Origin of the sequence: Streptomyces sp. SudanB182_2057, assembly GCF_964272715.1 — a bacterium.
Taxonomy (GTDB): domain Bacteria; phylum Actinomycetota; class Actinomycetes; order Streptomycetales; family Streptomycetaceae; genus Streptomyces; species Streptomyces rubradiris.
Map to the genome: position 1 here is coordinate 6,902,827 of NZ_OZ186798.1, position 13,139 is coordinate 6,915,965.

General features: G+C 72.2%; 12 protein-coding genes. 11 read left to right on the plus strand and 1 reads right to left on the minus strand.

Annotation, left to right across the window (positions count from 1 at the left end):
• The first annotated feature begins 322 nt into the window (after window positions 1-322).
• The 4 genes from ACSURM_RS30690 to ACSURM_RS30705 all read left to right on the plus strand — a co-directional run bounded on the left by ACSURM_RS30690 (window position 323) and on the right by ACSURM_RS30705 (window position 5,925).
• Entirely contained in the window at window positions 323-1,552 is a 1,230-nt protein-coding gene (locus ACSURM_RS30690; RefSeq protein ID WP_436959014.1) for an MFS transporter, read from the plus strand.
• Window positions 1,553-1,616: 64 nt separating this feature from the next.
• Window positions 1,617-3,170 (plus strand): L-tyrosine/L-tryptophan isonitrile synthase family protein, encoded by a 1,554-nt coding sequence (locus ACSURM_RS30695; RefSeq protein WP_436959015.1) that lies wholly within the window; start codon window positions 1,617-1,619, stop codon window positions 3,168-3,170.
• Window positions 3,167-4,633, plus strand: a complete 1,467-nt coding sequence (locus tag ACSURM_RS30700) for an L-tyrosine/L-tryptophan isonitrile synthase family protein (RefSeq protein WP_436959016.1) — start codon at window positions 3,167-3,169, stop codon at window positions 4,631-4,633. The genes ACSURM_RS30695 and ACSURM_RS30700 overlap by 4 nt, the downstream gene beginning before the upstream one ends.
• A gap of 5 nt (window positions 4,634-4,638) precedes the next feature.
• Window positions 4,639-5,925 (plus strand): aminotransferase class I/II-fold pyridoxal phosphate-dependent enzyme, encoded by a 1,287-nt coding sequence (locus ACSURM_RS30705; RefSeq protein WP_436959017.1) that lies wholly within the window; start codon window positions 4,639-4,641, stop codon window positions 5,923-5,925.
• Window positions 5,926-6,029: 104 nt separating this feature from the next.
• Here the strand turns inward: ACSURM_RS30705 and ACSURM_RS30710 are convergent, their stop codons facing one another.
• Complete coding sequence (locus ACSURM_RS30710) at window positions 6,030-6,515, minus strand: hypothetical protein (protein ID WP_436959018.1); 486 nt, start codon at window positions 6,513-6,515, stop codon at window positions 6,030-6,032.
• A gap of 268 nt (window positions 6,516-6,783) precedes the next feature.
• On the opposite strand from ACSURM_RS30710, the gene ACSURM_RS30715 reads away from it, so the two are divergent.
• The 7 genes from ACSURM_RS30715 (at window position 6,784) to ACSURM_RS30745 (ending at window position 12,973) form a co-directional block, all read left to right on the plus strand.
• Window positions 6,784-7,560: a HipA family kinase gene (locus tag ACSURM_RS30715; RefSeq protein ID WP_436959019.1), complete on the plus strand. Its 777-nt coding sequence runs from the start codon at window positions 6,784-6,786 to the stop codon at window positions 7,558-7,560.
• Window positions 7,557-8,006, plus strand: coding sequence for a DUF3037 domain-containing protein (locus tag ACSURM_RS30720; RefSeq protein ID WP_436959020.1), 450 nt, complete (start codon window positions 7,557-7,559; stop codon window positions 8,004-8,006). The genes ACSURM_RS30715 and ACSURM_RS30720 overlap by 4 nt, the downstream gene beginning before the upstream one ends.
• A gap of 147 nt (window positions 8,007-8,153) precedes the next feature.
• Window positions 8,154-8,915 carry a 3-oxoacyl-ACP reductase FabG gene (fabG, locus tag ACSURM_RS30725; RefSeq protein ID WP_436959021.1) on the plus strand — a complete coding sequence of 254 codons (762 nt, stop codon included), beginning with the start codon at window positions 8,154-8,156 and terminating at the stop codon, window positions 8,913-8,915.
• A gap of 21 nt (window positions 8,916-8,936) precedes the next feature.
• Window positions 8,937-9,698, plus strand: coding sequence for an SDR family oxidoreductase (locus ACSURM_RS30730; RefSeq protein ID WP_189998588.1), 762 nt, complete (start codon window positions 8,937-8,939; stop codon window positions 9,696-9,698).
• Between the two features lie 188 nt (window positions 9,699-9,886).
• On the plus strand, window positions 9,887-11,464 hold the full coding sequence (locus tag ACSURM_RS30735; RefSeq protein ID WP_436959022.1) for an ABC transporter substrate-binding protein: 1,578 nt from the start codon (window positions 9,887-9,889) through the stop codon (window positions 11,462-11,464).
• 97 nt (window positions 11,465-11,561) lie between these two features.
• Window positions 11,562-12,245, plus strand: coding sequence for a uracil-DNA glycosylase (gene ung / locus ACSURM_RS30740; RefSeq protein ID WP_436959023.1), 684 nt, complete (start codon window positions 11,562-11,564; stop codon window positions 12,243-12,245).
• A 212-nt stretch (window positions 12,246-12,457) separates the two neighbouring features.
• Entirely contained in the window at window positions 12,458-12,973 is a 516-nt protein-coding gene (locus ACSURM_RS30745) for a hypothetical protein (protein WP_436959024.1), read from the plus strand.
• The last annotated feature ends 166 nt before the right edge of the window (window positions 12,974-13,139 follow it).

The window sequence follows — 13,139 nt, forward strand, 5'->3', positions numbered from 1 at the left end:
GCGCGTTCCGGCCAATGTGTCGATTAACCATTGAACGGAGTGATTGCCGAAACGTACGCTCCGGGGCAGCGCCGATCACTGCGGGAGCGCTCCCACATCCCTTCGGTGGGGCGCGGGTACCGCGTGATTCCGCGGGGCGAGACGTGGACGGGCCCCTGCCTGAAGTGGTGCGGCGCATCCACACCGGGCGTGGAAACTCCGAGCCCCTCTCTCGCGCGTCACCGCCAGTCCTCGCGTCACCCCACCCGATCCGGTGAATTCGATGACAAAGCCCTCCCAGGAAGTCGAGCACGGAAACGCCGAAGGAGGTACGCCGCGGCCTGTGCCCGGCACGCCGCACCGGCGCCGCGCCATGACGGTGCTGACGTCGGCTCAGATGCTCTACTACTTCGGCATCAGCATCGACCTGACGCTCACCGGCCTGGTCGGCCTCAGACTCGCTCCCGTACCCGCGCTCGCGACCCTGCCGTTCGCCCTCATCAGCGTCGGCTCATGGGCCGCCACCTACCCCGCGTCCCGCTTCATGAGCCGCCACGGACGCAAGGCCGGGTTCCTGGTCGGCTCCGGTGCCGCGCTCACCGGCGGCATCCTCTCGGTCACCGCGCTGCTCACCGAGCGGTTCGCGCTCTTCTGCCTCGGCATCGCCTGTATCGGCGTCCACCAGGCGTTCGCGGGCTACTACCGCTACGCGGCCGCCGACATGTTCCCGCCCGAGGAGCGCGGCAAGGCCATCTCGACCGTCCTGTCCGGCGGGGTGATCGCGGCCGTCGCCGGCCCCTTCCTCGCCACGGCCGTCAAGGACCTCGGCCCCGTGGAGTTCACGGGCTCCTACGCCCTGGTCACCGTGCTGGCGCTGATGTCCCTCGGGGTGCTGTCCATGCTGACGGCCGGGGACACCGAAGCGGCCGCCGCCGCCCGGTCGGGGCCCGAAGCCGCCGAAGAAGCGGCCCCGCGCACCCTCGGGCGGATCGCGCGGCAGCCGGTGTTCCTCGCCGGCGTCACGGGCTCCTGCGTCGGGTACTTCACGATGACCTCGCTGATGGCCGCGGCCCCCCTCGCGGCGGTCGGCGCCGGGCACTCCGTCCACGACGGCGCCCAGGTCATCCAGTGGCACATGGTCGGCATGTACGCCACCGCCTTCGCCTCGGGACCGCTCACCCGGTCCATCGGGGCGGGACGGACACTCCTGATCGGCGCCGCCGTCAGCGCACTGGGCACGGTGACCGCCCTGACGGGCCTGTCCCACGTGCACTTCATGATCGCCCTGGGGCTGATCGGCGTGGGCTGGAACCTGATGTACGTCTCCGGTTCCGCGCTGGTCGCCACCTCCTACCGGCCGCGGGAGCGTTCCGTGGTCCAGGGCGTCGGCGAGATCTTCACCCTCGGCGGGTCCGCCGTCGGCGCGCTGGCCGCGGGACCGGTGCTGGACGCCCTCGGCTGGGAGTCCATGAACGCCGCGCTGCTGGTGCCCCTCGCGGTCAGCGCCGTGGTCACCGTCGCCCATCTCCGCGCCGCCCGCCCGCGTGCCGCCGCCCGGAGGACCGACCCGTGAGGCAGGCGCGGCGCCTGTCCCGTCCGCCGAACGCACCCGAACGTTGAGTCAACGGGGAGTCACCATGCCTGGAACCACAGCCGGGGACACGGTCGCCGACGAGTCCGTGGCCGCCCTGATCGGCGCCCAGCGTGCCCTGTCCGCGCGAGACCTCCACGAGGAACAGCGCAAGAGCCGGATATCCGACGGCCACCGGCTGATCAGAAGTGTGCGCCGACAGCCCTTCGCCCTCTACTCCCAGAGCGAGTTCGCCACCAAGGCCGTGGCCATGGACGCCGACTACTGGCTGGACTCCGTGGTGCCCACGGTGCGGGCGGCGGTCTCCCGCTCGGCGGCGGCCAAGGTCGACGCGGCCCTGGCCAGGGCGCGCAAGCGACACGGCGAGTACGGGACGACCAGGCCCGGGGCGCCCGAGGTGATCGCCGAGGCGCTCTTCGACGGCAGATGGTTCCGTACCAAGAAGGACCACCTCACGCGCACCGCACTGCGCGACCGGGTCCGCGCCGTGCTCGCCCGCGGCGAGCCCGTACAGCTGGTCTTCCCGGTCTTCTCCCGCAAGCCGTACTCCCCGGTCAAGAACCGGGGCACCTCCCCGGACACCGCCGAACTGCACTCCCTGGCCCGGTGCGCGGCGCTGGCCCATGTCGTCGACGCCCTCAGCCCCACCGGCTGCCGCTTCACGATCCTGGCGGACGGGCGCAAGTACAACCGGGCCTGCCGCACTCCGGACCACGTGGTCGAGGAGTACCAGACCACGCTCCGCGACTGGATCGCCGAGCTGGACGCGAGCGACGTGCTGCGGGTGACGGACTACGAGCGGTGGCTGCGCGACGGGCTGCCCGGCCGGCTCCTACGGGCCCGCGCACAGCACTACGCCGCCTGGGAGAAGCGGCTGCTGACCGACTACGGACCGCTGTTCGACGCGACCGACCCGCAGGCCGCGCTCGGCGGCCTCACCGGCCACGACGAGGTCGCCGGCCAGCTTCTGCACACGTTCTGGTCCATCGCCACCTCGACCAACTATGAGGCGTTCGCCGCCGTACGGGAGGAGCACCGCGGCTGGACGGACGAGGCCCGCCGCGCCTACGCCTACTACGTCGCCTCGCTGCCCAGAAAGCTCTCGCGGCACGGCAGGCGTCCCGACATGGGTCTGGGAGCGGGAGCCGGGGACGACGTGACGGCGCTGCACCGCACGCTGCGCGACGAGGCATGGCGGGCCGCCTGCCGCTATGTGGCCATCTCGCTGACCGACCGGGACCTGAACCTGATCAGGAACCTCGCGCCCGACGCGGTGAAGCTCACCATCCACGGCAAGCCCGCCGAACTCCACCTGGTCACCGCCACGTCGAAGGACGCCAATATGACCGCCCAGCACTCCACGGGCGGCTACGTCGTCCGCGGCGGACGGACCAGGGCGACCTTCGGCTACCTCGTCGACCGGGAGGCCCGCGGCGAGATCCCGGTGCTGATCAAGGGCACGCCCCGGCACACCGACGACCCCCGCTACCGCTCCCTGGCCCGCATCGAGGCCGCCGGTCAGCCCATCGCCTACGTCGACGACGCCGAGCCGGTGCTGCGCCGCACCCTGCACCGGATGCTGGAAAGGACCGAGGTATGACCGCCTCGTCCCCGGAGCGCATCGTCAGCGACAGCGGGCTGCCCGCGCTGCTGCGCCACCAGCCGCACGCGGCGCTGCGCACCCCTTACGCCTTCCCGTCCGGGTCCGGGCCCGTACTGGACGCGGAAACCCTGCGCGAGCATCTTCTGCCCCGGTGGCGCGAGGGCGTGGAGAAGCAGACCAAGGCACTCGTCAGACGGGTCCGCTCCACGATGGAGGTCCTCTCCGGCGACGCCCTCTACAGCGCGCTGGACGACCCGCTCAGCCGGCGTGCCGCGCTGGTCGCCGAGCTGTTCCGCACTCACACCCTGGTGAAGAACGCCGGGCGGCTCGACGTACGCGCGCTTCAGCGGACCTTGGCCGGGGCGCTGAGCACGGAAGGCCCCCTGCACTTCGAGATCGCCTGGGGACATGTCAAGCGCGACCTGGCCGGGCTGAAGACACCGGGCCCCTGTGCGGACCTCGCCGAGGCCCTGGCCATCGGGCGGCTCACCGCCCTCACCCGGGCCGCGTCCCGGCTGCTGGACGGCGAGGCGCGGCTGACCGTGCTCTCCGGCGGCACCCGCTTCCAGGACGCGCTGCTGACCCGCTCCGAGCAACTGGTGGCCTACGACACCCAGCGCCGGCAGGTCGCGGAAGCACTCGGCGCCGCCGGGGCCGTCACCTTCCGCGACTTCGCGAGCGTGCGGGCGGAACGGGACGGCGACCGTACGGGACGGCGGGAGACGTACCGCCGGAAGCAGGCGGAGATCCGTGACGGGCAGATCCGGGCACGCCTGCACACCGTGGCGTTCAACGTCGACTGGGAGAACGTGCTCGCGCTCGCCGCCGACGGCGCGGCGCCGCACGGCGTGACGCTCTCGGCCCCGCTCGCCGACTGGCTGGCGAGCGCCCCCGCGGAGCGCGGCCCGCTGCTGATCCGCGCCGCCGCCACCTGCCTCGTCGACCCCGGCGCGCAGCCGCTGTGGGCCGAGCAGTTCGCCGCCGTCGAGGACGGGGAGGAACTGCTGGAGGAGGGCATCGCCTTCTTCGCGCACGTCGCCTGGGAAGCCACCCGCCGCTACATCGCGATCCACGAGGCGGACAAGGAGGCGGCGGCAGCCGGCCCGTCGGCGGATCCGGCCCCGGCCGGAACGGCCGCCCGCCCGATCCGGCTGACCGTGCACGAGAAACGCGACCGTCCCGCCATGCCGGCCCTGGCCGTCCTCGGCATGCGGGCGCCGGAGCTGCTGCCCCAGCACCTGGCCGTCCTCCTGCCGGGCAGCGGCGGTCCCGAGTTCGGCACGGTGGCCGAACTCCATGCGCGGGTACCCTCCGCGCGGCCCCTGCACCTGGCGGACGGAGCGGGAACACAGCCGGTCTTCGGCTGGCTGGCAAGCACCTCGCAGCCGCTGTGCCTGGTGGCCCCGGAGGCGGACTGGCAACGGGACCTCGGCGCCGTACTCGACCCTGGACGGGGATGACGGAAATGGATCTGACGACACTCACGCAGACCGAGCTGTCCGAGCGGCTCACCACGCTCCGCGAGGAGTACGCAGGACTCAAGGACCGGGGACTGAACCTGGACCTCACCCGCGGCAAGCCCTCCGCCGGGCAACTGGAGCTCTCCCGCCCCCTGCTGGACCTGCCGGGCGAGGGAGGACACACCGCGCAGGACGGCACCGACACCCGCAACTACGGGGGCCTGCACGGACTGCCGGAGCTGCGCGCCGCGTTCTCCGAGGCGCTCCAGGTACCGGTGGAGCGGCTGGTCGCCTTCGGCAACTCCAGCCTTGAACTGATGTACGAGGCGGTGGTGGACGCCGTGCTCTTCGGGCTGCCGGGCGGATCCGCGCCGTGGCCCAGGCAGGGGCGTACGGCCATGCTGTGCCCGGTGCCCGGCTACGACCGGCACTTCGCGGTGTGCGAGAAGCTCGGCATCGACATGATCCCGGTGGCGATGACCGCGGACGGACCGGACATGGACGAGGTCGAGCGGCTGGTCACCGAGGAGCGGGTCAAGGGGATCTGGTGCGTACCGCAGTTCAGCAACCCCACCGGTGCCGTGTACACGCCTGAGACGGTGCGCCGGCTGGCCGCCATGGAGACCGCGGCCGACGACTTCCGCGTCTTCTGGGACAACGCCTACGCGGTGCACCACCTCGGCGGGGGCGCGCCGCGGTCGGCCGACATCCTAAGCCTGAGTGCCGAGTACGGTCACCCGGACCGGGTGTTCGTCTTCGGCTCCACTTCGAAGATCACGATGGCGGGCAGCGGAGTGGCCTTCTTCGGCTCCTCGCCCGCCAACGTCTCCTGGCTGCTGGGCCACCTCTCCCGGCGCACCATCGGCCCCGACAAGGTCAACCAGCTGCGGCACGCCCGCTTCCTGCCCGACGCGGAGGCCGTACGCGCTCACATGGAACGCCACGCCGAGCTGCTGCGGCCCAGGTTCGAACTGGTCCACACCGTCCTGGACAAGCGCCTCGGCGGCAGCGGGGTGGCCTCCTGGACCCGCCCGCGAGGCGGCTACTTCGTGAGCCTGGACGTCCTGGACGGCTGCGCGGCCCGGGTCGTGGGGCTGGCCGAGGAGGCAGGCATCGCACTGACCCCCGCGGGCGCCACCTTCCCGTACGGCAAGGACCCGCGGGATCGCAACATCCGCATCGCGCCCACCTACCCGGGCCTGGACGAGCTCGGTGACGCACTGGAGGGGCTGGCCCTCTGCGTCGAACTCGCCGCCACCGAACGCCTGCTGGCGGCCGGGCAGCCGGCATGAGCGACACCGGAGCGGCCGCGGCGGCACTCCGGGAGGCATGACCGAGCGCCCGCGCCGGACGCGGCGCGCGGCACGGCGAAGGCGGGTCCTGCCCCCGGCCCCTCTCAACGGGCGTGCACGTACGCGGATCCCGCGATGCGGAGCGCGGTGTGGGCGTCGCGGCACCGGTTCCGGGCGGCTTCCAGCGCTGCCTCCACCTCGGGCGAGAAACGGCCGTCGGCCGCCGGGCCCAGGGCTATGCCGTGCAGGTCGACGGCCGTTCGCCACGCGGTTTCGGCGGCTTCCAGCAGCGCGGGATCAGAGACGACGAGGAGTCCGACCCGGTCGCGGGCGACCGTGGCCGCGCTGCGGGTGGTCGCCCGGGCCGTGCGCTCCTCCTCCGTCCCGCCGGCACCCGCGCGCCGGGACTCGACGGCCAGCCAGTGCACTTCACGGTGGCGGACGATGGCCTCCAGCAACTCGGCGACCGCGCGCGCCACCTCCTGACGGTGCGCGTGTTCGCGGGCTCGCCGGTCACCGGTCCGTTGCACATACCCCGCCAGGGCGGCACCGGCGAGGGTGCCGAGCACGGCCACGATGGTGGACCACATCGGTCAGGACTCCTTCGGGGTTTCGGCGGGTGTCCGAGAGGGCTGGTCATGGCGGGGCTGCCCTTCCCGGCGTTTCACACCGCGTTCGGTGTAGTCCTGGGCCAGCCAGCGGCTCTGGGCAAGGTCGGCGCGGATCGTGCCGATCTTATGGCCGATGCCCGTGTCTCCAGCCGGAGGGCGGGCCGTCACGCTCGGTTACTATGCTCACTTCGTGCCGCCTTGGACGGGGCCATGGAACGCAAGGCCAACGAGTGGGGAGCCGTCGAAATTGCTGAGAGAAGTCACTGCGACCCGCTACATCACGCCTTTGCGTGAGGGCGGGTCGCTGCCGGGGCTGATGGAGGGCGACGACCTCCGCACCTATGTCATGAAGTTCACCGGCGCGGGGCAGGGCCGCAAGACCCTGGTCGCCGAGGTGGTGTGCGGTGAGCTCGCCCGGCGGCTCGGGTTCCGGATGCCCGGGCTGGTCGCCCTGGAACTGGATCCCGTCCTCGGGCTCGGTGAGCCCGAACAGCAGGTGCAGGACCTGTTGCGCGGCAGCGGCGGGACCAACCTCGGCATGGACTTCCTGTCCGGCGCCCTCGGCTTCGACCCGCTCGCCTTCCCGGTGAGTCCCGAGGAGGCCGGCCGGATCGTGTGGTTCGACGCGCTGATCAACAACGTCGACCGGTCCTGGCGCAACCCCAATCTCCTGGTCAGTCACGGGGAGTTGTGGCTCATCGACCACGGCGCCACGATGATCTGGCACCACAACTGGCCCGGCGCCGAGGCCTCGGCGGCCCGTCCCTACGACGCCTCGGACCACGCCCTCGCCCGCTTCGCCCCGGACGTGCGCGCCGCCGCGGCCGACCTCGCCCCCAAGGTCACGGAGGACCTGCTCGCCGAGGTCACCGCCGAGATCCCGGACGTCTGGCTCGACGGCGAGCCGGGCTTCGGCACCCCGGACGACCTGCGCCGGGCCTACGCGCGGCCGCTGCTCGCGCGCGCGGCCGTCATCGCCGAGCGGATCACCGGCCTCGGCACCGGAACCGAGGAGGGCAAGTGAGCGAGCGTCACATCCACATGGCCGGCCATGTCACCGAACGGCACATCACCCGGGCGGGCCAGGGCGGCGACCGGGACGTGTTCGAGTACGCGCTGCTGCGGGTCGTGCCCCGGGTGGAGCGCGGGGAGTGCGTCAACGCGGGCGTGGTCGTCTACTGCCGCGCGCAGGGCTACCTCGGCGCCCGCACCCACCTGGACGAGGCCCGGCTGCTCGCCCTGGACCCGGCCGCCGACGTGGCCGGGGTGCGCGCCGCGCTCGCCGCGATCGAGCGCACCTGCGCGGGCGGTGAACAGGCCGGACAGGCGGTCGGCGACGACGCGGGCCGCCGCTACCGCTGGCTGGTCGCGCCCCGCTCCGCCGTCGTCCAGCCCGGCCCCGTGCACACCGGGCTGACCGCCGACCCGGCCGCCGAGACGGAGCGCCTGCTGAACCTCCTGGTGAGGTAATCGATCACACCGGCCGACGTTGCCGTTGACACCGGGTGCCAGGGCTTCTAGCGTCACGGGTGGAGAAGGTACTAAGCGGTCGCTCACCGCACCGGAGGGCCCTCTCCGAGGGTCCGACAGGTTCTCTCAAGGGCGAGGAGAAACAGCATGTCCACCAATGAACAGCGGGTCGCGGTAGTCACCGGCGCGGCGCGCGGCATCGGCGCCGCCACCGCCGTACGGCTGGCCGCCGAGGGCCGCGCGGTCGCCGTGATCGACCTCGACGAGGCCGCCTGCAAGGACACCGTCGAGAAGATCACCGCGGCCGGCGGCAAGGCCGTCGCGGTCGGCGCCGACGTCTCCGACGAGGCGCAGGTCCAGGCGGCCGTCGCCCGCGTCACCGAGGAGCTGGGCGCTCCCACCGTCCTGGTCAACAACGCGGGCGTGCTGCGCGACAACCTGCTGTTCAAGATGAGCGTGTCCGACTGGGACACGGTCATGAACGTGCACCTGCGCGGCTCGTTCCTGATGACCAAGGCCGTGCAGCAGCACATGGTCGAGGCCGGCTGGGGCCGGATCGTCAACCTCTCCTCCTCCTCGGCGCTCGGCAACCGCGGCCAGGTCAACTACTCGGCCGCCAAGGCCGGTCTCCAGGGCTTCACCAAGACCCTCGCCATCGAGCTGGGCAAGTTCGGCATCACCGCCAACGCCGTCGCCCCGGGCTTCATCGCCACCGAGATGACCAAGGCCACCGCCGAGCGCGTCAAGATGGACTTCGAGGACTTCAAGAAGGCCGCCGCCACCCAGATCCCGGTGCAGCGCGTCGGCGAGCCCGAGGACATCGCCAACGCCATCGCCTTCTTCACCGGCGAGGCGGCCGGCTTCGTCTCCGGCCAGGTGCTGTACGTCGCCGGCGGACCGCTCGACTAGGGATTCAGAGGTAGCACGGACATGACTGAACTCCCGGAGCTCTCCGGCAGGGTCGCGATCGTCACCGGCGCCAGCCGAGGCATCGGCTACGGCGTCGCCGAGGCGCTCGTCGCCCGCGGTGACCGCGTCTGCGTCACCGGCCGCGGCGAGGACGCCCTGAAGGAGGCCGTCGAGCGGCTCGGCGCCGAACGGGTCATCGGCGTCGCCGGCAAGGCGCACGACCTCGCCCACCAGACCGAGGTCGTCGAGCGCACCATGGCCGCCTTCGGCCGGGTCGACTTCCTCGTCAACAACGCGGGCACCAACCCGGTGTTCGGCCCGATCGCGGACCTCGACCTCGACGTCGCCCGCAAGGTCTTCGAGACCAACGTGGTCTCCGCCCTCGGCTTCGCCCAGAAGACCTGGCACGCCTGGCAGAAGGACAACGGCGGCGCCATCGTCAACATCGCCTCGGTCGCCGGCCTGTCGGCCTCGCCGTTCATCGGCGCGTACGGCGTGAGCAAGGCCGCGATGATCAACCTGACCCAGCAGCTCGCGCACGAGTTCGCCCCTCGGGTACGGGTCAACGCGATCGCCCCGGCCGTGGTCAAGACCAAGTTCGCGCAGGCCCTGTACGAGGGCCGGGAGGAGGAGGCCGCGGCAGCCTACCCGCTGGGCCGGCTGGGGGTGCCCTCCGACATCGGCGGCGCCGCCGCGTTCCTCACCTCCGCGCAGTCCGACTGGATCACCGGTCAGACGCTCGTCGTGGACGGCGGCATCTTCCTCAACGCGGGAGTCTCCTGACCGACTCTTCCGGGCGCCCGGTCCCCGGACGGGACGGCGCCCGGAAGACCGTCCGGTGTCCGCCTGGCGGACTGACAACGTCGTCATCGCCGGATCGATCAACTGGCCCTGTTCCAGGGGAGGTTCAGGGTGCGGACGCTGCGGTATGGTCTGCCGACCCTTGGTGTGGCGGATCGAGGAGCGTGCGCGTGTCCTACCGGTACCGATTCCTGCGGAGAGTCGCGGCGATCGCGTCCCTGTCCCTGGTCGCCGGCTGCGGCCTGCTGTCCGACGGCGACCCCGACGACCAGGGCCCGATCGTCGTGGGCACCACCAGCGCCCCGAGCACGCTGGACCCCGCCGGAGCCTGGGACGGCTCCTGGGAGCTGTACCGCAACATCTTCCAGACGCTCCTCGCCTACCCGTACGGCGCCACCACCCCCCAGCCCGACGCCGCCCGGACCTGCTCCTTCACCGACTCCACGAGCCGCACGTACCGCTGCCAATTGCGCGCCGGCCTCAAGTTCGCCGACGGCGACCCGCTGACCGCCGAGGCCGTCCGGCACTCCATCGACCGCATCCGTGCCATCAACGCCCCGGGCGGCCCCGCCGGACTGCTCGGCAGCCTGGACCGGGTGGAGACCTCCGGCGACCGCGACGTCGTCTTCCACCTCAACAAGCCCGACGCCACCTTCCCCTTCGTGCTGGCCACCCCCGCCATGTCCCTGGTCGACCCGGACGACTACCCGGCGGACTCCCTGCGCGAGGACACCGACGCGCACGGCTCCGGGCCGTACGAGCTCCAGTCCTACGAGGAGGGGGAGCGGGCCGTCCTGGTCGGCAACGAGCACTACCAGGGCTTCGCCAAACGGCAGAACGACGCGGTGACCATCCGCTACTTCGAGGACTCCGCCGGCATGGTCCGGGCACTGCGCGACAACCGCGTGGACGTCACCTACCGCGGACTGGCCGCCGACGACGTCGTGGCGCTCCAGGAACACGACGACGAGGACCTGCAACTGGTCGACGGCGCCGGCACCGACATCAGCTACCTGGTGTTCAACCCCGAGGACCCCTGGGCCGGACGGACCGCCGTGCGCAAGGCCGTCGCCCAGCTCGTGGACCGGGGCGCGATCGCGCACAAGGTCTACAAGGACACCGTCGACCCGCTGTACTCGATGGTCCCCAAGGGCCTGACCGGCCACACCACCGGCTTCTTCGACGACTACGGCGAACCGAGCGTCGCCAAGGCCCGCGAGATCCTCGCCGACGCCGGCATCACCCGGCGCGTCCCGCTCACCCTCTGGTACACCACCGACCGCTACGGCTCCGAGACCGGCCTGATGTTCCAGGAGCTCAAGCGGCAGCTGGACGGCTCCGGCCTGTTCGCCATCACCCTCAGAAGCCGCCCCTGGAAGAGCTATGTGGCCGGCTTCCAGAAGCACGAGTACCCGGTGTTCGGACGCGGCTGGTTCCCGGACTTCCCCGACGCGGACAATTTCATCGCGCCGTTCGTCGGCGAGCACAACGCGCTCGGCACGCCCTACCCGGCCAAGGAGATCACCGACCGGCTGCTGCCCCACGCGCGCGCCGAGAGCGACCGCGCCGAAACGGTCAAGGACCTGGAGGCCGCCCAGCGGATCATGGTGGACGACGCCCGGCTGCTCCCGCTGTGGCAGGGCCGGCAGTTCGTGGCGGCCAGCGTCGACGTCTCCGGCGGCGAACAGGCCCTGGACCCCTCGACGATCATGATGATGTGGGCGCTGCACCGCAAGACCAGCTGGTGAGACCCCTCGCGGCACCGGTTGTCAGTGGTCGCCTGTAGGTTCTGAAGCCTGGAAGTGACCGCACGCGGTACCTGACCGACATCGTGAGGACGTTGACGTGACCGACATCGCCATGCTGCCCGAGTCCTGGCGCGGGGTTCTGGCCGATGAACTGCGGCAGCCCTACTTCAAGGAGCTGACCGAGTTCGTCGAGGAGGAGCGGGCGAAGGGCCCCGTCTACCCGCCGCGCGAGGAGGTCTTCGCCGCGCTGGACGCGACGCCGTACGACCGGGTGAAGGTCCTCGTCCTCGGCCAGGACCCGTACCACGGCGAGGGCCAGGGCCACGGCCTGTGCTTCTCGGTCCGCCCCGGGGTGAGGACCCCGCCGTCCCTGCGGAACATCTACAAGGAGATGCACGCGGAACTGGGCCTGCCCGTCCCGGACAACGGCTATCTGATGCCGTGGGCCGAACAGGGCGTGCTGCTGCTCAACGCGGTCCTCACCGTCCGGGCCGGCGAGGCCAACTCGCACAAGGGCAAGGGCTGGGAGAAGTTCACCGACGCCGTGATCCGCGCGGTGGCCTCCCGCCCCGACCCGGCGGTCTTCGTCCTGTGGGGCAACTACGCGCAGAAGAAGCTCCCGCTGATCGACGAGACCCGGCACGTGGTGGTCAAGGGCGCGCACCCCTCGCCGCTGTCCGCCAGGAAGTTCTTCGGCTCCCGCCCGTTCACGCAGATCAACGAGGCGATCGCCGCGCAGGGACACGAGCCGATCGACTGGCGCATCCCGAACCTGGGCTGAACTGAGCGTGGGGCGGGCCGCCGCCGGGGCGCGGGGAAGCGCACGGCCGGCGACCTCGCGTACGCCGGTCCCGTGCCCGCGCTCGGCCACCGCGTCCGCGCTCGGCCACCCCGTGCCCGGCCGCCGGCCCGTCGGCGCCGCCTGTCCGGGAATCCGGTCCACGCCGGTTAGCGTCGGGAGCGGCAACAACCGGCGACGGCCCGGAGGGCACCGTGGTGGAGCGACAGGAGCAGACGGCACCGGACGCCGTGCTGACGCGGATCGGGCAGGTCGTGATGTTGCACCACGGCGGCGACCGCGAGGAGGCCCGCAGCCGCTTCCTGGACCTGTGGGCGGAGATCGGCGAGGACGGCGACCCGCTGCACCGCTGCACCCTCGCCCACTATCTGGCCGACACCCACGACGACCCGGCGGACGAACTGGCCTGGGACCTGCGGGCGTTGTCGGCGGCCGAGGAACTGACCGACGGCCGCCCGGGCGGCGACCCGGACAGCGTGCGCGGCTTCCTGCCGTCCCTGCACCTGAACCTCGCCGCCGACTACGACAAACTGGGCCGCGCCGAGGCCGCCCGCAGCCATCTGCGCCGCGCCCGCAGCGCCGCGCGCGCCCTCCCCGACGACGGCTACGGCGCGGGGGTCCGGTCCGCGATCAGCCGGCTGGCGCTGCGGCTGGGGGAGGACGGCGGGCCGGGCGACGAGGGCTGGTCGCCCGTCGTCAGCGGGCGCTGACCGGGAGCGTCCCGCCCGGTCCACGCCCCCGGCAGCCCCGCGAGCGACTGCGGGGCCCCACCCGGATCCCCGCCCACCCGGGCCGCGCCCTGCTCCTCGGCGACGCCGGCCTGCCGCGGCTTCGACGGCGTGGCCGACTGGCGGCCCCCGTATCCTTCCGGCAGAC